This is a genomic window from Rahnella sp. AN3-3W3, from assembly GCF_003263545.1.
Classification (GTDB): Bacteria; Pseudomonadota; Gammaproteobacteria; order Enterobacterales; family Enterobacteriaceae; genus Rahnella; species Rahnella variigena.
On the sequence record NZ_JYDG01000042.1, the window covers coordinates 1 to 22,582 of the forward strand.

The window sequence follows — 22,582 nt, forward strand, 5'->3', positions numbered from 1 at the left end:
GAAACTAGGGTCTATTCAAGCCTTATTAATGCGGTATGTTCGGATGGTGTAGATGGCGCCGACAACGGTGCCGATAATGAAGGTGTAATCTTGAAGTGATAGAAGTGCTGTTCCGGCGGTCACTGTTGCCCAGAGGTAGGTTATCCAGCTTCCGACCGTGCTTAACGCATTTTGTATCCAGTTTTGAACTTGGTTCATGAGACAACCCCTTTGAAGTAGGTTGCCCCATGATACACAATTATTCAAATATGGATAAAAATTACCTTAAATTTAACTTACTATCCTTCTATCCGGTGGGCTAAGGGCAGTCTTCTGGGTTTGTCATCAGCATACTATGCGTGACAGTAGTACAGGGTTCGTACATTATATCAAGCAATGAAACTTATAATTCTGTGAGCACAATAATGAAAGAACGTCTTAACTGTTTTAACTTAATGCGGCATGTTGCAGCACTAACAGTTCTATTTTCACACAATTTTGCTCTAAACGGACTTCATGAACCAGTGTTAAGAAGTTGGGACACAATGGGTTTTTTTTCAGTGGTGGTTTTTTTTACCATCTCAGGGTACCTGATGCCGATCAGCTATAACTCATCTGAGGGATTTATCCATTTCATTATTAAACGCATTAGACGATTACTACCGGCGATAGTAATTTGCTCTTTTATAATGATATTTATCGTGTCACCTATTTTTAGCAACAAATCAATATCAAGCAATAATTTTATTAAAGAAAGCATTCTATTGTTCATACAGCATTGCGCTTTTATATTTAACAATCCAATTGGAATATTCTATGACTTCAAAGTTCCCGGAGCAATGAACGGCAGCCTATGGACTATACCAATAGAGATTGTCTGTTACTTAATATTGGCGACATCGCTAAGCTTTAGCAACAGCTATAAAACAATATTAGTTCTACTTCTACTTTCATTGATTGGATGTTTAATAACAATTTATAATGAAGTAGGATTTGTTTTCTACGGGGTTCCTATAAAATATCTTTCCATGTTTGGAGTGGCTTTTTCGACTGGGGCATTGCTTTCAATGACTAAAACTAAATGGCACCCATATAGATATGGCATCCTTATTATATCAATAATAGTAATACTCTCTGCTCAAACTGGTCTCGAGTTAAATTCAATATGTTTGGCTGCTGCTGCATTTATGGTGATATTTTTCGGTACAAACATCAAACTTAGCTCAAAAGGAAGCTTTGATATATCTTATGGGATATATATTTATGCATTCCCAACGCAACAAATAATAATCAACAAGGTATCAGATGACTTTACAACAAGCCTAATACTATCAACTATCATTACAATAATTCTTGCAACGCTATCGTTTTTATTTGTTGAAAAGCCTTTCCTTGATCGAAACAAATCTGCTGGAAGAAAGACTAATCTTCCAGCAGAGATTTCAACTTAGTAGTTAGCAGCTGTAATTACCACCCTAGCAGTATTGGCTAGGGTGGCCGTTGACCCGCTCGTATTCTTACAGGCAAACCTTATTTCTGCACCAATCGGTAGCCTGTTTCCAGGAATGGTAACTGTACCTCCACTGATACACGAGAAATACTCTACACCGTTTAACAGTATGCTCACGCGGAACTCTGCTCCAGAAGAAGGCATATACACGCTTATTTCCATTTGCCTGATATGGGTAGCCACGTTAAAACCATCATTGTTAGTATTAGCGTAATAATATTTGTAATCTCCCGTAGATAATCGAGAAGGGAAAGAAACACTTACGGCCGTGCTGGCGGGAATGCTGACGCTCGCAGCCTCCAGATATGCGATTGGCCTCATGTCATGTTGCCAGTTACACTGTGGAGATATATTTTCTGCGATAGTCGTAAATCCATCACGTAAAGCTGAATCTCCGACTCGTGCTGTCATGTTTGAAGATGTAGAATATATAACCACCGATGTTCTGTTTGTTGCAGAATAAAAGTTGCAAGTGTCAGCAATGTTAACAGTCCCTGCATAGTCTGAGACTTGGTTTTCAATGAGAGGAATTCCGCCATTTAACATGGCACCAGAACACATTGAGAATGTTATGTCGCTATGACCACTGAAGCTCGAACCTGAAATTCCTGAGCTATTTTTGATCGAGACCAAAGATGAAACAGTTTCAACATGTACGCCATTCAATCTTGCACTTCCAAATGGATTTGAATATTGGGTGGAAGATGCCTGCGACATATTCACAATTGGTGCGGCAGCGTCAATGCTGCTCACTGCCTCCCCTGAAGTATGGTTTATTACTCCTCCGATTATATTGAAAACACCTTTTTTATACGTAAATCCACTAACAGGTTCGCACACACATGAACCTTCTACACTAACGATAGTTTGAGAGCCATTCACCTCAACACAACAGTTCACTTTATTGGTCGTGAGAACTTTCACATTAATTTCAGAAACCTGTTTATCTGTTCCATCACCAAAACATAAGGCACAGTTCCAAGTGTTAAACTTCCACCCACCCATCATATCAAAACTGGTGAATATTCCAGTTTCAGGCGCAATAGATGAAGGCAACCCTCCGCGCCCTCTAATCGCATATGTATATTTATTGCTGCCAGCAGCTATGAATGAACCTGTAATTGATACGGTATGCGCATTTACAATATCGATCATAGAAGTTTGAACGGTCGTTGAGTTACCTATCAAATAAGTGCCATCGAAGTAAATTGTGAGATTTGCTAAATCCCTTAACTCTATAGAGCTCAGAATTAAAGCTATTGGCGGGACGTAGACTGTTCTCTTACCACCCGGTGCTTTGTTGATAAAGTTAACTGCGTTCTTGAAAGCGGTATCCGCTTGGGAATCATTCTGCACTCCCCAGGCTCGTACATCATTAACTGACCAACGTTTATCAAGCAGATAAACTGTTCCGGTGTCAGTCGTTACTGTATTTCCTGATATGAATTGTATTATTCCTGAATCACCAACAGTCGTATATAAGACGTTCTGGTAGAGATAATCATTCCCTGCGGTGATGTAACCAGCAAATTGTGGCAGCGTGGAGTAATTATTAGAACCAACAACATTTGCAGTGACTTCCACTAGCGGGCGCAGAGAAGCATCCCCAATGCTAAGCCATGCTCCGATTCCAACCCCACCAGATGTTTCTGGCGTTGAACCAGGTAATACATTTTTCGGCAGATTCCCGTCCCAACGGTAATACTCACCGTTGCCATCGGGTAAGGACCAGCGCAATGCATCGAATCGTTCAGTTATGACTGCACCAATCTGGAAAGAATCAATTAAAGCGTAACCCCACAAACCGGTAGCTGCGGGATCTGTAACTATTACTGAACCGTTACTGTCAAAACCTATCGCTTTATTTGCCCGGTAGATGGCCTGTGGTAACTCATTAATAAACGCTTCCGGGACACGTAGCGCACGCTCTAATCCTGCTTTGGAAACTTTATCCACGTATCCTTTTGTAGATGCATCCTGAGTGTTTACTGGATCTAACAAGTTAGCGATCCGATATCCTTTAGCATCATAGTATTTTGACAACGGCGTGTTGCGGCGAAGCGCCAAACCAAACCAACTCCACACCTGCTGAATTAACATTGTAAGCTTGTCAAAAGCGTCTTCATGAACCTCTGCGAAAAAGGCTCCCTGGTTACGCAAATCTGTTTCCTGAGTTATAGGCAAATCACGAACCAAAGTCAGCCCATAGCCATTTGGCAGAGGAGAAGATAAAACAACATTACCCCCATAATATCCGCCAACGCCGGTCAGTGTGTAGTCGGTCCCCAGCACTAAAACAGTTTCAACATCACTCAGATTAATTCGAGTAACAACCATATTGGAATTTTGCAATATCCGAAATCTGAAGGGGAAAGTTGTGGTAAGTCCATTACCGATGTATTGCTCACTGTCAATCTCAGTAGATACTGTCATGGTGCGGCTCCGAGTTGGTGGTTATCCGCACATCTTACCGCCCATTTGACTCACATATGAATTTTAATTACCTTTAAAACACTTTAAAATTACCTTATCGGTAATCTAAAACAACTGGAAAAGTTGGAAATCATTTGATACTGTTTATCCATACAGTATTAACGGGGGTGTAAGTGATGAAAACAGGAGGAGAAAATGAATATCACTATCCGTGTACGGATTCGTACTCAGAGGAAGTTCACACGCCAGAAGGCGTTGCCGGGCTAAAGACGGGGTCGAATATTGAGAGGCTACTGCTTCAGCTCTATGAAGAAGGTTATGACATCTCGGGTGCGATGACTGAGCTGAAAGCCCTGCTGAACTACGTCACCAGCAATCAGGAGACGCTGCGAGATATTGAGACGCACCTCACCTATTTGCTTCAAAAGTCGCGCAGCGAGATGTGATATCTCTTTGAGAATTTCACTTAAGAGAATACTTTTGTTAGGCCACATTTGTGGCCTTAACTGCACACAGGTATTACATGAAAAAATTATTCGCAATGCTTCTGGTTACTCTTTCTCTCGGCACATCAGTGCAAGCTTTTGCCGGTAACTGCCAGCATGATAGTGACACCGCATCAGATGGGTCAATTTGTGGCGGACGCTCAGAGGATTCCCGCGAAGGTGGTAAAGGGATTCGTTAATGAAAAAGCCCCACGGATGGGGCTATGAAAATGCATACATGGCAACATTCGCAAAGATTATAAAGGCAATGATTCCAGCCAATAACCTGCATCTTTCCCCGACTGAAGCCAGCTTTATCAACAGCCAGATGATGATCGTCGCGGCTGCCACAACGCAGATAAACCACGCAGCCATAATCAGTAAATGTTCAATCATTCCCCTACCGCCTTTCCTAAATCTGGCGCTCTGCGCGGAGAAGTATCCCCAGGCTCCCACCAACTGGTTACGTCATATTGACGTTCTGCCCTGTCTTTTGCCCGGTCATTATAACCTGGGTTCGCCATTTCTTGCAGTTGTTGCAAAATAAGGTGGTTGAATGCGGCCTTGGTATACCACAGGTTTGCAAATGGGATCACCATGCGAGCAGTGTTAATGGCATCAGCACCAAATGATGTTTCTTCCCCCATCAGCGCCTTCTGCGGGTTCGTGATTGCCAGTTTCATCAACTGCTCAGCAAAACCGAGAACAGGGCCACCCAGCGTTGCCGCGATACTCGAGCCATATTGCGTGTGGTCTTGGAACAGGAAATCACCATAGATGCCGAATGACCCCCCTTTCAGTAAAGCCTGAATCCATGATTTCCCCGTCGTCATATCGATCGGGTCATTACCGGTTAGCAGAGCGTTCATCTGATTTGCAAACATCCCGGCGATGGTCGTTCCCCCGATGTAAGCAGCGAGGAATTTAATGGCAGGCACCGTATCCAGATCCCGTGATCGGGTGACCAACTGACGGAAGCCTGCGAAAGGCGTGGTTTTGAAAAGCATTGCTGACTTAAGCAATTCCCCAGCCGTCTCGCGCTCAAACGTATCGATGCCTGTGGCCGTGGTGACTGCGCTGGTCATTTCGCCGTGAGTAATGCCCAGCAGCTTCTGAGCGGCTTCTGCCTTGGCGTTTCTGACCAGCCGGTTGATGGTCTGCTCTGCCTCTGCATCGAAAGCTACTGACAATGCTTTGCGGCGCGTATCCGGCATTTCGCCCATTTCTGCCAGTGCGTTTTTGGCACCGGCGCGGATGCTGTCTATGCGGTCAGCCAGAATTTCACGCACCTTGGCTTCAGGGACGGCGTAAATACCGTCAGGCGTCATGCCCATTGCGCCGCTGGTATTGAGCGGTCGCAGTTCTGCGGCATTCATGATCGCCCAGTCTTCCTGAGTCCAGCCCTTATTCGCGAGCACCGTCTTGTCAGACGCCTTCAGAGAATCCAGCGTTGGATATTTACGTGACATGTCACCAATGTTTTTATACATCAGCAAACCGAATGAGGCTTTGTTTGCCCGGTCCATTGCAATAAGTCCTGACCACTTCAGGGTTTTCTCAGCGAACCAGCCAGTGATGCCCCGAGACAGGTCGAAACCGCCCATCTTGCTAACGACAGCCGCGTGCGAGTCCACCAGCAGACCAAGATCAGCAGCAGCACGCTTTGCATCACCACTGAAAAGTAACTTGATGGTGCTGGCCGACAGGCGCATACCTTTGCGGTCAAAACCCAATGCCATCGCGTTGGCGCGCATGATTCCCTGATCGCTGGCTGCCGTCCAAACTGAAGTACCCAGCATGGCTGATGTCATCAGGTTACGAAGGCCGCCAATAGCGGAGGAGAATACACCGGAGTTTTGCACGCCATTCAGACCAGCCATTGAGTTGAACATACGCTCAACCATATTGCGCTGTGCCTGCATATCAGAAACTGACTTACCGCCACCCTCACTGGAAACTGATTTGCTATAAAGGCGATCGGCTATCAATTTAAAGTTGGTGGCGCTGTCGGGTCCGAATGCTTTTACCACGCCCAGATCTCGCGAAGCAGATTGCAGGTGAGACAGCATTACACCCACCACAGGCTGCCCTGTGTAGCGCTCCATGTAATTGAAATGGCTGGTGGCATCTTTAAACGCCATGACGCGGCTTTGCGAGCCACGGTTTTTAATGCCACCGCTGCCCATGTGCGCGCCTGGCTCAATTTTGTTGGCGCCATCCGTAGACTTGGTTTCGTAAATGGCAGCCAGCGCGTCGCGGTATTCCGCATCGTTCATTGGTGAACCGTCCTGATTCACGTACTGTGTGCGATCCTGTGTGTCGTAAACATCATCAATCCATTTACGGCGGGCAAACTCAGCTGGCGGCATGCGACCAGAGACGCGTGCAGCAGCGCGCTCTGCTACTGGCAAAGTAGCGAGCCACTCATCACGTCCGGCAGCGCGGATAAGGTCAGCATCATCAACGTATGGCAGGTTCCAGTCATCACGCAGACCAATATCAAACCCGTTGTCGTTCATCTCCTGCCGTGACCGGCTGGTGACGTCGTTCCAAATCTTGGCGATTTTCTTGGCCGGCGCGTTACCGGTGTCTTCGCCATAAATTTCTTTCAGCAAATGCAACTGGCTGGATTTGGCAACAGCCTGGTCAAACGGGTTGCGAAAACGCTGCGCGCCCAGAGCCTGAGACTGTTGGAAAAACTTCTGTACTTCCGGTCCCGCAGCAGTCATCTCAGCACTGAGCTGGCGGCTCCAGTCCTGATAAGCACCAGTTGCCAGTTCTTCAGCAGAGGTGATGTCTAATTCTTTCCCGTTCCACGTTTTCCGTCCGGCGAAGATGAACTGGGACAGGTTCTCTGGAGTTTGATCACCGGCCGGAAAGCTTTCATTTAGCTTTTTCGTGATGTTCGTGATGGCTATGGCGTTCTGTGCCAGACGCTGGCGCTTTTTATAAACCTCATGCACAACACGCTGAGCCGCCAGATCAGCAGCTTCTCTGTATGTCTGCCCATCAGGAATACCAGATTTACCTGCCTTCGCGTTATTGCGACTGACCTGCCGCACGGCATCCTTAATGCGGTCTTCAATGTTTTTAATTTCATCAGATTTTGGCAGACGCCCTAGTGTGTTAGCGATCGCATCAATACAGGCTGATTTCATTATGGATTCCTTAAGAAGCAGGCGGCAGCCACAGAATAAACATTTGACTCTTTCTGGGCGGTGGCAATCTGTTCATCCAAATCAGCCAGCGCCTGAGATAGGGTAACCTCTTGGCCGGTGTCGGGATGAAGTATTTTTGTTTCGGCATCAGCAGCCAGGTCACGTGCGGCCATCAGATCGAAGCTGTTGCCTGAAATGACTTCTCCGGTGTAAGGGTCTGTGCTTACCGCGCCAGACTCTTCACGGCCAGAAGAGAATGCGCTGCCATCTCGCAAAGCCGTTGGCGACGCATCAGCGTCAATTCGAGGAGGTGTTGTGGAAAGTCCGGCATCCCGGATATCAGCCTCCATCGCATCGCGCATTGTAAGACCTGTCAACTCTGTTTCAGGACGAACCAATCCATCAAGCCCTCTGATCTGCTGTGAGATGTTAACGGGCTCACCATTCATCAGGCTGCGGGTAGCAGCATCCATTGCGGAAACGTGAGCATTAACGCTTTCGTTTGAGGCATGGATCACCGGAGATGACTCGATGTCATAGTGCAACCCTTCATTAAGTACATGGGCGGCATCAACATCGCTCGGTTTAATTGGTGTCTGATCAACAACATCACGGAGGCTTTCAGGAATGATGCCCTGCTCAATGCGCGATAAATCTGCTTTAGCCTCGAAAAATCTCCCGCCCCTGCTGCTGTCTGCCAGCGTTGCTGATTTAGTTTCTATTTGCTGGCGCAGGTCAGTTACCTGCGCATCAAGTTCTGCGACTGATGCGGAGCGCTGAGCGCGGGCAGTTGACAGTGCCTTTCCGCTGCCGGTGATCGGCGCATCTTTGATCTGCTGTAATTGCTGGGCAGCCTGATCATGCTGGTATTGAAGATCATGTATTTCCGACGACAGAGACTTTCTCTCACCGACTGGCAAAAGGTTATCAGCTAAGCCTTGTAGTTCAGTCACCCGAGATTCGTAAGTTGGCGCGGGCGCGCTTTCAACAGGGGCCACATCCGCAACAGGCGCCGCAGACTCATTACCTGCTGACGCAACCGGCTCAGGCAGCACTGTGGTGCCATCATCGGGAATTGTTGCTGGTGCTGACTGGGTTTCTGGTGTCACCTCTGGCGCTGCGTTTCGCGTAGCAGTCCAGTGATGGAGGCCGCCGAACGAAGCACCCAGAACAGCATCCACGGCGATCGCCTGTCCGTCCCAAACGCGATACTGTTTCGCCATGTCTGAATAGCCGTTTTCTTCCAGCGTCTCCCCCATAGCAAAACGATTCAGGCCGCCAAAGGAGGTGTTGATCCCTACACCAGATAAAAGCCTGGTTGCCAATCTACCGCCAGCGGCAGCCGGTAACGCCATGCCAAAGGCGTTGAATGCGGCCTGCTCAGTCGCCAGTGTTGTGGCTGTTTCAGGATTTACACCCTTCTTCAAAAAGTCCTGCCGTGTTGGCTCGAAGCTGCTGCCAAAGGCAATCGCCCCCCCCGTAACTGGACCGCCGACCACCGTCGCACCGATCGCCGGAACAAACTGCCCGAGGCCATTAAGAACCTGCGCCGCGGTACCCTGAGTTGTTCCATCGGGCTTGATGTATTGCCGCGCAGCCTCAAGGGATTTGGCTGTGCTGTCATAGGCGTCATTCATTGCCTGGTCAGCACCGGGATAAGCAAGCTTCAGCAGGTTGACGTTAGGTGCCGGGGAGTATGCAGCGATTTGGGAATCGACCAATTGATTTGCAAACGTCAGCGCAGTCTGCCCGAGCCCGACTGTTCCCTCTGCTACGCCACGTGGGAATGCAGACAGTGAACCGGCAAAGAACGTAGGATCGTAATCTTCAGGGCGCGCTGCCTTACCCTCTGACAGATTGTCAGTCCATGCCTGCCCTTCCGGTGCTAAATCGAAGATATCCGCCATCAGTTAGCCCTCACACTTACGGTGACTTCTTTCCCTGTCCGCGGATCAACAGCCCATCGCCCACTGCCGGACAGCAGGCGATACTGACCACTACCAACGTTAACTGGTGTGAAGTTGGATTGCCCTGCAGGATTCAGCCCTGCCTCTTTCAGTGCAGCCTGTGCAGCCACTGTGTACCGGTCTTTGAACGTGCTCTTATCCATACCAAATGGCATTACAACATCACCACCCTGGAACCCTTTGTACACACCCCCTGTTGCCATCAGTGCGGCCTTCTCTGCGGCATCGCTATTCACCGAGGCAGTAGATGCGTCGCTTGCATCACCAGAGCGATAAACGATCCCTGCATATGCAGACTTGTAAATTCCAAAGGCCATCTGGCGTGCTTGCGGATTGTTGGCAAATGCATTGCCCACTTCATCATCGAATTTACGCGTCAACTTTTCGTCGCTCGGTAGGCTGACCGGGGTGATCCCTGCCTTTTTCATTTCGTCCGTAGGGTTGACCAACTGATCCCCCAACAGGATTGTTTTCGATGCGTCGTATTTGTCCATCGTTGGCTTGTAATCAATGAAATCACTGTACGCAATGCTGCCTGACCGGTTGTCATATTGGTTATCAGGCTTGCCGAGTAGCAGCGCTGAATATGCCACCGCCGCACTGTTTGGTGCCACAGCGCCAGCCACCTGACGCATTGCGCCGGCTGGGAGGTTCTGCCCCATAGACTGGAGCATAGAAATAGTCTGATCGACGTTAGTGGTACCGCGAATGATTTGCGTAAACCCTGCGGCCTCCTGCTGCGAAAGAAGAGGTGCATTAATGCCAATGGCCTTCAGATCACCGCTGCTGGCGAAGCGGCTTTTTATTTCGCTGGAAACATCGTCAGGGTTATTTGTGCTCAGTGGTTTGTACGCTCCCAGTTCAATTGCGGAACCATAGGGATCGGACTGGCGCTTTTGAATAACAGAAGCCGCCGCAGCTTTTACATGGTCATAAGCACTGGCGCGTGATGCGTAACCGTCGCCGTCTGCGACCGTTGGCTCGAGGGATTTCACCGCGGCATTGATGCTGGCGGTCGGCAACGTCCGAAACGCCCCAATGTACTCACCGGCTTGGCGCTGATTATCCAGATCCTGATAACGCTGCTGTCCTTCACGGTAACCATATGCTGCCACAAAATCTGACTGGCTCGGCATGTTAGGATATTCAACGCCACGCAGATACGCAGCAGAGGCATCGCGCACGGTATCATCCAACTGAGTGCGGTACTGTGTCTGTTGTTATTTCCGTAATGCATCCGCCTGGCGGATCACAGTCGCCTGCGTACTGGCATCCAGTTCATTGAAATACGGGGTTTTGGTTACACGCGCAACGGTATCCAACTGCGAGAACCCAAGAGCAGCCTGTACGCCTTTGTTAACCTGATCGGCACTGTACGGCACCTTGCCGTTTTCCTGCTTCATGATGGCATTACACAGATTTGCCAGCGTGTCGGCATTGGTCAAGTCGAGTGGCTCATCAGCGGTAACACCGAGCTGAGCACATACGCTTTTGATATACGCCTGGGTATCATTTTCTTTCCCATCCTTGCCGGGTGGTGCCCAGCGCCCAATGATCTCTGCAGGCGTGTCGTAACCTTGCTTTCCATATGACAACAGGTTGCGACCCAGTGCACGAATCCCATGCTCAGGCGTCTCGAATTTCGCAAAGCGCCCGTCGCTACCTGTCTGACCCTGCCAGCTGTTGCTGTCGTTGAACTCGATATTGCCCGGGTTATTGTTTCGGATGCCACGGGTACCATCCACCACCTGAGTTGATGAAACGCGAGTGGTACCGCCGACGTCTGCCGGTTCGCCGTTCTGTGTAATGACGACCATGTAATCAGAGCCAAGCTGCGAATTAGCAGCACCCAGTGCGGCACGCTGAGTGAATTTGGTTTGCTCTGCCTGAATCTGTTCCGGTGACCACCCCTGAGCGCTGCCATAAGTTTCGATGGAGTTTTTAGTGCGGGCGTTATTTAGCTGATAAGCCGCAGGATCAGAATACAGAGATGCCGCCTGAGTCACGCCGGTTTCAACGATGGCCTGTTGCTGACCGGCACGATATTGCTGCATCTGCCCGTATTCATGACGTTCTGCAGCACCAGATAGCTGAATTGCACCAGACTCCATTTGGCGCTGCCAGTCACGCTGACGTGATGCAGGCACAGACGATGCCAACTGGCTTGCCAATTCATGGTACTGGCCTACTGCCTTCGGCGCGCTGCCCAAAGCATTGCTGCCTTCCAGTTGATTCTGTGCCGACTGGATCCCCTGCATGCCAGCGTTCAGTTTCAGAACCGCATCCTGAAACTGACCGTCGTCGTATTTTACTTTTTCCTGAACGATGACGTTGGAAAGATTCTGACCAAAATCAGCGATAGCATCCAACGCACCTGGACGCTGCTGAATGTTGGCGACATTGACAGGGCCCGGGCGATCTACACTCTGCTGCTCATAACGTGGGACTGGTACTGTTGGCATGAAGTCACCTTAGAATGTGAATGCGTTTGTTCCGTATTTCTGTTTGCTGGCAGCTGTGAACATGTTGGTTGATGAGCCAGTGCCGGATGATGCAGCTGACGCGCCAAGCCCCATTGTCTGGTAGGCAGAAAATCCCGACAGCGTTGCATTCAGAATTGTTGAACCAGCCTTTGAGTATCCGGCGTTCTGGTCAATCTGCCCCTGCGCACGGCTGGCGCTGGCTTGAAAATCCAGACCGGCAGCCTGACGCTGTGCGTTGTTGATGGTTGTCAGCGCATCCAGTTCAGTGCCTGATGCTGTATCGCCGAAGGTATTCAGCGCCGATCCGGAGGTCATATCAGTACCGTTGGCACCAAAGGCGGCAGCCTGCCTGCCAGCTAACTGACGCCCCTGTTGGCGTTGCTGTTCTGCCTGAGCATTCCCAGCGTTTACCGCGTCTCGTCCTGCCTGTTCTTGCGCATCAGCATTCGCGTTAGCAACCTTCTTCGCGTCATTGCCCTGCTTAACTGCGCTGGCGGCTGACACGGCAGCGGTGATTGCGGTGATCGCAAGAATTGCTGTGGTTGGCTCACACATTATTCAGCCCTCAGATGGAAATGATGGAAAGGTAATTGCAGCGCGCCATACGGTTGCGCTTCATTAAGCGTGAAGCCAAGCCAGTGCAGCCACGATTTCGCGGCGGTGTTGCGGGCATCAACAAAGTTTTCGAGACGGGGATACAGCGCCAGCATTTGTGCCAACACCGGGCGACAATGACGAAGGAAAGTTACCTGCACTTTCTCCAGTCTGTCGGTGCCTACCAGCCAGGGGACCCCGAAGCCGGTAAGCATTGATGCAGGGCATACGCCAAAGATCCCTACGACATCACCATCGATGAGACCAGCCCAGCAGATTGATGATGCGCTCATGGAACGGCGCAGCACTTCATCCGGATTGATCAGTGCAGCAGCATAGAATTCATCAATATCCGCCTGACGAATGAAAGGCAGCATCTCCGCTGCGTGCTGCTCTGTGGCCGGTACGATTTCGACTTTACGCATATCAGCCACCCACCGTTATTTTCGGGATGATCGAGAGAATTGAGAGAGGAAGCGGATCCGACTGACTGACAATTAAGCGGCCTGATTTGTCCCATTCTGAATCGAGGTCAACAGTAACCAGTCCGGTTTTATTACTGACCGGGTCATCATAAAACTCAAACTCACGCTGAGGATATTCGTACATCTTCCCGCCCGGCGTTCCGGCGAAAATACCGCGGCTGTCCTGAATCATGATGTCGGCTTTGTTGATAATTTTTTTCTTATCGAGAATGGTTTCCTGACCGGCGAAATTGATATCCAGCGTTTCAATAACTGCGTTAATCGGCAACCCGACATGCACTACAGCACCTGGTGTTTCCAGAGAAATAGAACCGCTGGTAACTACCTTTTGAGGTTCGACATTGCCGTCTGAAAGAATGCTGACAGTCTGTCCTTCGAGGTGAGACAGGCCGGAAAAATTAGCTTTCGCCATATTCCATGACGCCGTGGACACACCCTGAAATTGTGCAGGAACGTTTCTGTTTGCACGCACTGTCACCACATTGCCACTGCTCACAGCGACAATAAGAAGCTTCAGGATCTTATCTGTCGCGTCTTCCGTATATGGCAGAAGGATTTCATCATCGACATTACCCGGCACAAAGTAACTCGCGCCGCTAATTGTCAGTGTGTAATCAGTGCGGTAATCCCAGTCTACACTTCCACCGGTGAGCGTCACAGTTCGGGATGGATCGGTATTACGACCGTCGTAACTCAGCCCGCTATCAACGATGAATGAATCGCTGATGTCAGAGAAAATGCGGGAGTCGAGCCGCTCGATGTAGCGTTTTGTCTGACCATTAATAACGCGGCGCACAACTGCATACACACCGTCTTCATTACCTTCACTGATGCTGCATACCGATTCGTAATATCCGTTTGTTGCCGGGTGAGGATGCCAGGCTACAACCTGCTGGTCGCGCAGATACGTCAACCCCATGAGCAGGCCGTCATCCCGGATGCACCAGACAATGCTGAACGGCGTGATGGCAAAAGCCCAGTCCACAATTTGGTGGCCGATAAATAAATGGTTTGCCAGAATTGTCAGATCAGAACCTTGGAATCCATCCACGTCGAACGAATAGGCCAGATCACGTACTGCGCCACCTTTCTGCTGAACGAACAATGCCACGTTACTTATTGCAATAGGCGGCACATCGCTGGCGCCATTCTGCCCCTGAGAGCTGAAATTGAATGTCGATGGCGTGAGCGTATTTGTCTGATCCCCGTTGACCTTGTACTCACCACCGGATGTCAGCGCGACCAGTGATCCAACATCTATGAGGTGCAGGATTTTATTCAGCTGCCGACCGGCGTATGTATAACTGATCGCATCATCGTCGACAGACGGAACAGAGGTCCCGAAGTCTTTATAGTCTCCGCTCTTACTGGTCCATACCGTTTGCGGTAAAGATTTTGAAGCGGCGAACATCAGGCGCTGTTGGAAATAAACCACAGTAGATGGATAACCATCGACGCTGTTCCATGCAAATTTCGCCCATTTATAGCTTGGCGTAGTGACCAGATCTTTCGGGAGTCGATTAATGACATCTGCAGTGGCAGTCAGGCCATCACCGGCTACGGTTGTGATTTTGGCAATGCCATTTCCGCTGTGGATGTAGAGCCACTCGGCGCTATTGTCATCGCCATACCAACCATCCAGAGCCTTACCAGATGTATGAGTTGGTGCAACCGTGCCCGTTTTACCTGCGCGGGTGCATTCGTAATAGTTGGTCGAATACCTGATCTGTTGGCCGAGGGTGACATCTTTGTCCGTTTCCCACTTTGCAATATCACCGGTATTCAGTTGCTCGATAAAGAACAGCGTTCCCGCCTGCTCAGCGGTGAATATCGCGCTGGTGGATGTCAACGTTACGGTTCCGGTTTCTCCGGATGCGTTTACAGTGACCGCCTCATCGATGTTGCCATCTTGAAATGGACCATCATTAGTGCTCACCAACGCAGTGCGCCAGTCTTCATTGCCATACCGACGGATCTCCATCGGCGGATAATTGGCATGGCAGATAGTCATCACGTCAGCGGACTGTGTGAACTTAAGCATAAACAAATCAGCTTCTGCGTAAGGTGTCATTACTTCCACCGGCTGGCCGACATTCGGACCAGTTGTGTAAACAACGGGCGCCCCATTTGCCCAGATGCGAACGTAACCTGCACCAAACTCCAGCGCAAAGGTCTGGCTTACGGAAAACTGGAACGGGATTAACCGGCACTTCTGCGATGAGTTTTTTGATTCCCCGAGGAAACGGAATCCGGCACGGTTGTCTACGCCACCGAACTGGCGCACCATGAAGTTTCTGCACCGGCGCAGCGAGCTGGCGTAGCGCTCAAGGTCAACGCGGCCGTAAAGGTTTGGGGAGATTTCGCCACCGGCAAATGATGCCTGCATTGCGCTAACGGCCATTATGACAACCTCGCTATGGTGAACTCCGATTCCGGCACAAGCGGCTCCTGAGATTCATTATTCGAATGCGCCACGCCAGCCAGCACCATTGCGTTGTACATCTGTAACGCCTTATTACCGAGGTCACCAGATGCCGCCAGTGGCATTGCAAATTCCGCTGCCAGCTTCCAGCTCAGGGCGTCGGCGAACTGCGCATCAAACATGTTCGGATCAGTGATCTTGCCAACGTAACGCAGTTGGGCTTCAGGCTGGTTTGTGTAGATTATTCTCCCAGTACCCGCGGCGTCTGATCCCACCTCGTATGTCACCCGCATGCCCGGAGCCGGATAACGAATGCCAGGTGTCATGATTTCTGTAATGCGCATGCAGTCTGTCGGGTAACGATATGCAAACTGCCAGTCGGTTGATGGTGTATCCAGATCAGCAAGAACGACGCGCTTGGATGCAAAGTTCCAATCGAAGTCGCTCAGCACAGTGTCGCGTGAGGACTCATAGAATACGTTGGCAACATCGGCCTGCTTACTCTGCTCGCTCAGGCTGTTGATGGTGCGTGAGCTGCCGATACGCATCAGCGCGATATTGCAGATCTGGATAACTGAGGCCATTACGCATCGCTCCCGTATAACGTGTCAGCTGCGGTCTTCTGTGGCTCTGCGGCTTCATCCATCAGGCCGATGTCGGTTATCTGCATTTCGACGCTGCTGTAGGAGTCATCGCCATCTTCACGTGTGCTGGTGGACAAAACCTTCACCTTGCCGGCCAACATCATTTCAGCACCGACCTTTGGCAAAGAGATACCCAGTTTTTTCAGGGTTTCATTGTTAAGGGTGATACGAAGACCCCACGGGTAATCGTCACGCTCGACAGTCTTCCCTTCTTCATTTTCAAAGCTGTCTGTACCTTGCTTGAGATTGACCATCTGCGGTTGTTTCATGTCGATGCTCCGGAGAGTAAAGGGGCTTTCGCCCCTTCAGGAAGTAGCTGTTAAACGCCTAACTCAGCGCGCTTTTCAGCAATTTTGGTTTTCATGGTGTCAGCCTTCATGGCCGGATGCGGCGCAGTGTTGAATAACGCTTGGTACTCATCACGCAAAGCAGCCAGATCGACATCGGCCTGATTAGAACCATCGCCTTCGGTTTTTGGTTTGTCGTCAGAATCGTTCACGACCTCACCATCGCCTTCGGGCTTTTGCTCGACATAGTTCTTATCAGCCTTTTTCTTCGCTTCTTTCGCCGCATCGTTGATCGGCTCCAGCGCGCTGCCCGGCTTACCGTCGTAATCCACTTCATCACCTTCAAACAAAAGCTGTTTGTTGATGTATGAGGTAGCCAGGATTTTGTAACGTGCAACTTCTGACATGTTGCCCCCTGTTATTTAACGGTGAAGCCTGATGGGTAGCTGTAGTTCGCATCCACATCGAGGTTAATGCCGGAGGTAAAAGCGCCAGCAGTTAATGGACCGGTACCAACCACGTAATTCACGCGCAGGTATTTCAGAACACCCTGCGGAACCTTGGCTGACAGAACGCGCTTACCAGCTACCAGTGAAGCCAGAGCCAAAGAACCGCTGTCGTACAGCGTTACCCAGGTGGCGTTATCGGTACTGGTTTGCAGCTGAACGTTGACGGTCGCAGCACCGGCGGCTGTGGCCGTGGTGTTGACGTTAGTCCAGAACTCCAGCGGTTCGCCCACACCAATATCGCGGCGCGTGCCTTTCAGCGGGCTCAGGTCGATCACATCGGTTGAAGCAGCTGTAGCGGTAACCGCCTGCGCTTCGGAGAACATCAACAGTTTGTCGAGGATCATCTTTCTTTCTCCAATGAGTGGGCCACATCAGCAGCCCATCAGTTAAGGTTGGCGGTTAAACAACGCGGGCTTCGGTTTCCAGAAGCGCATCGGTTTCGCGGATCGGGATGTTACGGAACGTAGTCCAGAACTCGCCTTCGGTTTCTTTCACGGACAGCGCCAGAGAGGCTTTGCTCAGAGATTGAATGTCGAGGTATTCATTCAGGGTTCGGTTCATGTAGAACACCGGCTTACCCATGCCACGGTTCGGGATGCGGTGCAGCGCCTTGATCATCAGCTTGACGATATCAACCGGGGTGGTTGCATCAAGATCGCTGACATCGATGTTTGCGATGCGCACGACATAACGCCAGTCACGCAGTGCCAGACCGTTATCCCACTTATAGTGAGAGCGATAGCCCTGGTATTTACCACCGTTGGCATCGATGAGCGTTTGCTCACCCAGATCCTGCGTCTGTAACCCTGCTTTCTGCCCTTTCGGGAAGATGCCGTGCACTGTGTTCTCGCCCCAGACAACGAGCCAGATTGATGCGTTGTCAGTGCCGGTACCGCCAGCATCGATAATGTTCTGGGCATTACCCGCAGACAGGCTGGAATAACGAGAAGACAGGCCCATAAATTGCTGTGGGTTTACGCTGGTATCACCGTAGAAAATGGTGGTTGCCTGCGCCTGGTTCATCGCTTCAAGGAACGCGCGGTCTTCAGACAGGCGGAACTCGGAGGTATTACCGTTAAGATCGGCCAGAGACTTATCGACTTCGGAATATGATTCCAGCATGCCGCATGCGTCGGTGATCTGTACGGTGGTTGATTTGCTTGGCTGCACGCCATAGTTCAGCAAACGCCATGTAGCGTTTGGCAAACCAGAACGTACTGTTGTGCGGTGACCTGTTGGCAGGTTCCCTTCTACAAACGGCATGTCCTGCAGGATCACGTTGGTTTGCGAGAGCAATTCGGTGATCACCGCAACTTTGCCATCCGGGTCTTTGCGCTTACCCCAGTCAGCCAGCGTTAATGCTGTAGTGCTTTTAACAGCCATATTTCAGTTCCTCACTTATTTCCGTACAAAATATCGGCCTGACTACGCTGGCCACCAGTGTTTGGCATGACCATAGAGTCTTCACTCATGGCCTTACCGACTTTCACGAAACAACGCACCAGATCAGGGTGATTCCCCAGCCCAGTGGTTTCCAAATATTCCCGCAGACCGGCAGGGGCGAAGTTGTCCAGAGCTTTCTGAGCCAGTCCGACATTGGCGACGAACGCATCACCGCCGATCTCTTTGTCGGTCTTAACTTCGTTCGCCCAGGCTTCTGTCTGCTTCGCCCAGTTTTCCTGCTGGCGTGCTTCAATCTTCGGCAGAATGTCTTTGCCGTAGATGTCTACCAGCTTCTGAGCCTGCTCATTGTTCAGGCCAAGTTCACGGGCTACAGGATCAAGCGCGGCAGCCATTTCAGCATCGAGCTCTTGGCCTTCTACCGGCGACTTGAACTCGTACTTTTCCGGAACCTTGTCGGCTTTGTCTTTGGCTTCTTTATCAGCCGAAGCTTTGTCAGCTACTTCCTTTTCCTGCGCCAGTTGCTCTGGAGCCTTCTCGCCGGCTGCTGGCTTCTCAGCTTCTGCACCGGGTTTATCACTGGCTTCTGTACCGGCCTCACCAGTTGGCTTTTCAGCGGCAGGTGTTTCAACAGCACCGGCAGGCTGTTCACCACCGCCACCGCCACCGCCACCAGCCTCTGCGCCAGCATCAGCAGACTGAAGGCGGCGCAGCACCAAACGTTCGAATAAATTCATCTATCTTTCCCCGTAATCAGATCGGAATGGTTTGTGCTTTAAGCTGCGTCAGCACTGCGTTTATCGTGTTGCGAAGCACCAGAGCATCAGCCAGTAATGCGTTGTATTTGTTGACCAGGTCGTTGTGGTCAGCGAGCAGGCCAGCAACATCAGTCGCGGAAGAAGTGGTATCAGCGGTTGCAGTCGCGGCGGCAGCTGCTGCAATTGTTGCGCCGAGCTTCACGCCGCCAGCAGTCGATGCCGTTGGGGCAGGGATAGAAGCGCCGGACTCATCGACCACTTCTACGATTTGATTACCGCCATCAAAGCGGGCGATACGCTGGGTCTGAATTCTAGGCATTGCCGTCTTCCTCTTTCGCTTCTTTCGCCATCACAAGCCACATATCAGGGCAGACGCGCATCACGTTGCTGAATACGCGAAGACCGGCGTTACGTTGGCCTTCATTAAAATTTGTTGCGTTGTTGTCTCCGGTGAAGCTGGAGGTGAACACCTTTGTTTCTTCCAGCAGCGACCAGACGAACCGGCGACCAGAAACTGTGTTCATGATGTTTTCAATGTCCTGATCATCACGTTTTGCCAGTTCTGCGGCCTTCTTCTGTTCCTCTTCTAATCGCTGCTCGTTCTCTTCCTGGTCGTAGACTTGGCTCATGGCTGCATCGCCCCTGCTACTGCGGTCAGCGCGCTTGGCTGATCGGTCTGGGTTTCACTGAGGGTCTTAGCCCCCTGCACTGCTGCCATGCTTTGCGCCATTGCCTGCTGTTTCTGCATCTGCTCGGCGCGCTGCGCTCGGACATCTGCAACCTGATCACTGGTGGCGATGATGGTGGCAGGAACGCCAACCATGCTGCCGTAGTCATCGATCGCCTGATCGACGTTGAGTTTGTCCAGCGCTTCAGGTTTGGCCTGAGCCAGACCACCGACGAAACCGACGAAGCGTTCGATGGAGCCAATGCCCACGGCTTTCTGTGCCTGAGCCATGACAGAGATGTATTCGACACGCAGCGACTGACCAGCCAGCTCAGGTGGAGCCGGTGGCAACATGTTCTTGCGAGCCATGATGTTGAAGATGCGGTCGATGGACGGATCGAGGAATTCATCGTTGAGACGTTCCAGCACCGGCCCCAGCATCAGCAGCTTCTCTTCTTTCATCTCAACCACAGCTTCCACCGGCATGCTGCGGGTGTTGACGTTTTGCAGCATCATGAAGAGGTCAACGAAGTAGCTGGAGTTGATGAGGGAACGCGTATCCTGAATGTCAGCCACCAACTCATTGATGCGCGGGTTGATGGCGTAAGCTGGTTGGAATGATGTATTGCCACTGACCTGGTCAACGTAAGTAATTTCACCCGGCAAAAGACTGGCGCGCTGGTTCTTCAATGAACTCGGACCTACCATCGGCGGATTAACCAACTTGTCGATGGCCTGAGCCTTGCGGCGCTGCTCGAGCTGGAGAGCCTTTACGCTACCCAGTGCAATCATGCCCGGACATGACGAACCGTAAACGTCTTCGCCGTTGATATCCCAGCGCGGCGCCATGATCGGCATATCATCGAAACCTTTCTCACTGAGCAGCTTGTCTCCGCCGCCACCGCATTCAAAGTAGACCGAAGAGAACTTCTTATTCTTCGAGTCCATCTTTCCGGTATCGCGATTCATGTTCGGCTCAACGACGTGAACAACGTCAAACCACTGCTCATATTGCTGGCTTTCCCATGCTGATTTAACGCTGTCACTGACGTTGTCCAGACCGAAGCGCTGGACGATTTGGCGGCACGTCATAGAGAATTTGCGATAAACGGTATCGACCTGCAGGCGGTCACTGTTCGACAGGTAGTAGCTGCCGATTGGGAACGGATGCGTGCGGATTACATCTTCATCGTCTTCCAGCAGAGACATCGCTGTCGTTCCGAAGGTGCCCAGCTGACCGTAGACAATCGGCAAAGACTGGTACCAGTTCGATTTGTTCATCACATCGTTCATGCGGTTCTGAACAGTTTCGAGCCAAAACTTAACCGGTCCGTATTCCATCATGTCGGGGTCAGGCGTTCCGAGGGTGAACCACGGGCGAGTCGGGCTGGTTATACCGGACAACATGCCACTGGATAGCGTGCGGCTCGCCAGCGTTGCTGTCGGGTCCACGATGTTAGTGTTGCGCTTAGATTTGTTGCGTTCCGTGGTGAGGAATCGGCTGCTGCGAGGCAGAACAAAATCTGACAACTCGCGCCAGTGCGGATCAAACGATGAGCGTTCCGTTTCCAGAGAGCTCAACTGTTTGATGTAAAACTGCTTGCGCGATTCTTCAGCCATCGATTAAGCCCCCAGCAGGGTTTTGCCTGATGCGGCTGTCGGCGTTGATGTGTCACCCTGCGCAGACGTCAGGATTGTGGACTTCTGACCAGCGGCGGCACGGCGGCGGCGCTTCTCTTCGTCAGTAGCATTCACAACAGCTTCGTCTTGGGCTTGCGGTGCAGATTGCACTGCCGGAGTAGAGGTTTTTGGAGAGCTACCGATGCACATGATTTTTTCATCCGCAGAAAATAATTACCATTTAACCATATTAGAATATTTATTGACAATTAATAGATGTGTGGTTACCTTTATGGTAACTATTGAGGCATCATTATCAGTAGTTGGTATGAAACCACAGTCCAAAGAACGGTCGTAAAAACGACGCCGGAGCGTAACCGGCACCCAACAGGTAAGAGAATCGTTTGATGTGGCTTTACGCAACCACGTCGAACCTTCCTAGGCGGTGCTCTTTCCGTTGTGGTGAATGCGCAGGCTGATGCGCGCCGATAGGCTCTTTTGCCTTGAGAGTGTCCGAATAATCCCGAGTGCGGGGAGACAGAAATTTAACGCATGGTTCTGCGAGCTTAAGGCTCTAGGACGATACGCCGACATTATCAGCGTCGGCCACCACAAAATCCCGTTCCACTCATGAAAATCGGAAAGCAAAACGCAGGCAGTGCCTGTTACCTGCAAAGGTTTAAAAGCTGGAGCAGTCCGGTACTGGAACCGGATCACCGAACTCAGCGTTGCTGGACGTAAACCAGCGTATTACCGCATGAGCATTGAAGTAGCCAATAAGCACCGTATGGGATGGCACCGGTGCCCACAGTGATCAGCCGGTAATACCTGTGACCGTGATACATCCCATTGCTGTGTGTAGTCTTTCGCCTCCTTCGCCGGGGGCATTTTTTTTATCTTGATGACTGATAATCACCATAAAGGTATACTTCAGAAAAAAAACTGAGGTCCTGTTATGCTTGATTTTATTAAGGATATTTTTGCTGCATTCCGTCAAAACTCACTGGAAAGAATGAAAAGCCCATTCCTGGACTGACCCCATAAAGTTGGACAGTTCATGTTAAGCAGCTTTCAGGGCCTGGGTTCGGTATTCTACCGGACTCAGGCCTTTTAATTTCAGGCTTATTCTTTCGTTGTTGTAGTAATGGATATATCCCTCTATCGCCTCCCTCAGTTCCCT

Annotated in this window: 24 protein-coding genes; 3 read left to right on the forward strand and 21 right to left on the reverse strand. The window is 50.6% G+C overall.

What is annotated here, in order from left to right; translation table 11 throughout:
* Positions 1 to 15 precede the first annotated feature (15 nt).
* On the reverse strand, positions 16 to 198 hold the full coding sequence (locus tag UC15_RS12645) for a hypothetical protein (RefSeq protein WP_112288781.1): 183 nt from the start codon (positions 196 to 198) through the stop codon (positions 16 to 18).
* Between the two features lie 236 nt (positions 199 to 434).
* Between UC15_RS12645 and UC15_RS12650 the strand changes: the two genes are divergently transcribed.
* Positions 435 to 1,430, forward strand: coding sequence for an acyltransferase (locus UC15_RS12650; RefSeq protein ID WP_232829871.1), 996 nt, complete (start codon positions 435 to 437; stop codon positions 1,428 to 1,430).
* On the opposite strand, the gene UC15_RS12655 is transcribed toward UC15_RS12650, so the two are convergent.
* Positions 1,427 to 3,922, reverse strand: a complete 2,496-nt coding sequence (locus UC15_RS12655) for a hypothetical protein (protein ID WP_112288783.1) — start codon at positions 3,920 to 3,922, stop codon at positions 1,427 to 1,429. The two genes, UC15_RS12650 and UC15_RS12655, sit on opposite strands and share 4 nt — an antisense overlap.
* Positions 3,923 to 4,098: 176 nt before the next feature.
* Here UC15_RS12655 and UC15_RS12660 point away from each other — a divergent pair, with 176 nt between their 5' ends.
* Both UC15_RS12660 and UC15_RS25765 read left to right on the forward strand, forming a co-directional pair.
* On the forward strand, positions 4,099 to 4,368 hold the full coding sequence (locus tag UC15_RS12660) for a hypothetical protein (RefSeq protein WP_112288784.1): 270 nt from the start codon (positions 4,099 to 4,101) through the stop codon (positions 4,366 to 4,368).
* 77 nt (positions 4,369 to 4,445) lie between these two features.
* Positions 4,446 to 4,607 carry a transmembrane anchored protein gene (locus UC15_RS25765; RefSeq protein WP_112288785.1) on the forward strand — a complete coding sequence of 54 codons (162 nt, stop codon included), beginning with the start codon at positions 4,446 to 4,448 and terminating at the stop codon, positions 4,605 to 4,607.
* Positions 4,608 to 4,629: 22 nt separating this feature from the next.
* On the opposite strand, the gene UC15_RS25660 is transcribed toward UC15_RS25765, so the two are convergent.
* The 19 genes from UC15_RS25660 to UC15_RS12750 all read right to left on the reverse strand — a co-directional run.
* Complete coding sequence (locus UC15_RS25660) at positions 4,630 to 4,803, reverse strand: hypothetical protein (RefSeq protein ID WP_157960984.1); 174 nt, start codon at positions 4,801 to 4,803, stop codon at positions 4,630 to 4,632.
* Entirely contained in the window at positions 4,800 to 7,565 is a 2,766-nt protein-coding gene (locus UC15_RS12670; protein WP_112288786.1) for a hypothetical protein, read from the reverse strand. The genes UC15_RS25660 and UC15_RS12670 overlap by 4 nt, the downstream gene beginning before the upstream one ends.
* On the reverse strand, positions 7,565 to 9,472 hold the full coding sequence (locus UC15_RS12675) for a hypothetical protein (RefSeq protein WP_112288787.1): 1,908 nt from the start codon (positions 9,470 to 9,472) through the stop codon (positions 7,565 to 7,567). Before UC15_RS12675 ends, UC15_RS12670 begins: the two co-directional genes overlap by 1 nt.
* Positions 9,472 to 10,728 (reverse strand): hypothetical protein, encoded by a 1,257-nt coding sequence (locus tag UC15_RS25945; RefSeq protein ID WP_232829867.1) that lies wholly within the window; start codon positions 10,726 to 10,728, stop codon positions 9,472 to 9,474. Before UC15_RS25945 ends, UC15_RS12675 begins: the two co-directional genes overlap by 1 nt.
* A gap of 24 nt (positions 10,729 to 10,752) precedes the next feature.
* Positions 10,753 to 11,994, reverse strand: a complete 1,242-nt coding sequence (locus UC15_RS25950; RefSeq protein ID WP_232829868.1) for a hypothetical protein — start codon at positions 11,992 to 11,994, stop codon at positions 10,753 to 10,755.
* A gap of 9 nt (positions 11,995 to 12,003) precedes the next feature.
* Entirely contained in the window at positions 12,004 to 12,570 is a 567-nt protein-coding gene (locus UC15_RS12685) for a hypothetical protein (RefSeq protein ID WP_232829869.1), read from the reverse strand.
* Positions 12,570 to 13,034: a hypothetical protein gene (locus tag UC15_RS12690; protein ID WP_112288788.1), complete on the reverse strand. Its 465-nt coding sequence runs from the start codon at positions 13,032 to 13,034 to the stop codon at positions 12,570 to 12,572. The genes UC15_RS12685 and UC15_RS12690 overlap by 1 nt, the downstream gene beginning before the upstream one ends.
* A gap of 1 nt (position 13,035) precedes the next feature.
* Positions 13,036 to 15,495 (reverse strand): hypothetical protein, encoded by a 2,460-nt coding sequence (locus UC15_RS12695; protein WP_112288789.1) that lies wholly within the window; start codon positions 15,493 to 15,495, stop codon positions 13,036 to 13,038.
* A complete protein-coding gene (locus tag UC15_RS12700; RefSeq protein WP_112288790.1) occupies positions 15,495 to 16,100 on the reverse strand; it encodes a hypothetical protein in 606 nt (201 codons plus the stop codon). Before UC15_RS12700 ends, UC15_RS12695 begins: the two co-directional genes overlap by 1 nt.
* Positions 16,100 to 16,429: a capsid staple protein gene (gene gp10 / locus UC15_RS12705; RefSeq protein ID WP_112288791.1), complete on the reverse strand. Its 330-nt coding sequence runs from the start codon at positions 16,427 to 16,429 to the stop codon at positions 16,100 to 16,102. Before gp10 ends, UC15_RS12700 begins: the two co-directional genes overlap by 1 nt.
* A 50-nt stretch (positions 16,430 to 16,479) precedes the next feature.
* Positions 16,480 to 16,854 carry a hypothetical protein gene (locus UC15_RS12710; RefSeq protein ID WP_112288792.1) on the reverse strand — a complete coding sequence of 125 codons (375 nt, stop codon included), beginning with the start codon at positions 16,852 to 16,854 and terminating at the stop codon, positions 16,480 to 16,482.
* An 11-nt stretch (positions 16,855 to 16,865) separates the two neighbouring features.
* Positions 16,866 to 17,300: a Bbp16 family capsid cement protein gene (locus UC15_RS12715; protein WP_112288793.1), complete on the reverse strand. Its 435-nt coding sequence runs from the start codon at positions 17,298 to 17,300 to the stop codon at positions 16,866 to 16,868.
* Positions 17,301 to 17,355: 55 nt separating this feature from the next.
* A complete protein-coding gene (locus UC15_RS12720; RefSeq protein ID WP_112288794.1) occupies positions 17,356 to 18,339 on the reverse strand; it encodes a major capsid protein in 984 nt (327 codons plus the stop codon).
* 11 nt (positions 18,340 to 18,350) lie between these two features.
* The gene (locus tag UC15_RS12725) at positions 18,351 to 19,094 is read right to left on the reverse strand and encodes a peptidase (RefSeq protein ID WP_112288795.1); all 744 of its coding nucleotides are present in this window, start codon (positions 19,092 to 19,094) and stop codon (positions 18,351 to 18,353) included.
* Between the two features lie 16 nt (positions 19,095 to 19,110).
* Complete coding sequence (locus UC15_RS12730) at positions 19,111 to 19,434, reverse strand: phenylalanyl-tRNA synthetase subunit beta (protein ID WP_112288796.1); 324 nt, start codon at positions 19,432 to 19,434, stop codon at positions 19,111 to 19,113.
* Entirely contained in the window at positions 19,427 to 19,744 is a 318-nt protein-coding gene (locus UC15_RS12735; RefSeq protein WP_232829870.1) for a hypothetical protein, read from the reverse strand. The genes UC15_RS12730 and UC15_RS12735 overlap by 8 nt, the downstream gene beginning before the upstream one ends.
* A complete protein-coding gene (locus UC15_RS12740; RefSeq protein ID WP_112288797.1) occupies positions 19,741 to 21,402 on the reverse strand; it encodes a portal protein in 1,662 nt (553 codons plus the stop codon). Before UC15_RS12740 ends, UC15_RS12735 begins: the two co-directional genes overlap by 4 nt.
* A gap of 3 nt (positions 21,403 to 21,405) precedes the next feature.
* Positions 21,406 to 21,612, reverse strand: a complete 207-nt coding sequence (locus UC15_RS12745; RefSeq protein WP_112288798.1) for a hypothetical protein — start codon at positions 21,610 to 21,612, stop codon at positions 21,406 to 21,408.
* 850 nt (positions 21,613 to 22,462) lie between these two features.
* Positions 22,463 to 22,582: IS3 family transposase (locus UC15_RS12750; RefSeq protein WP_157960985.1), on the reverse strand; the 120-nt coding region annotated here is incomplete at its 5' end.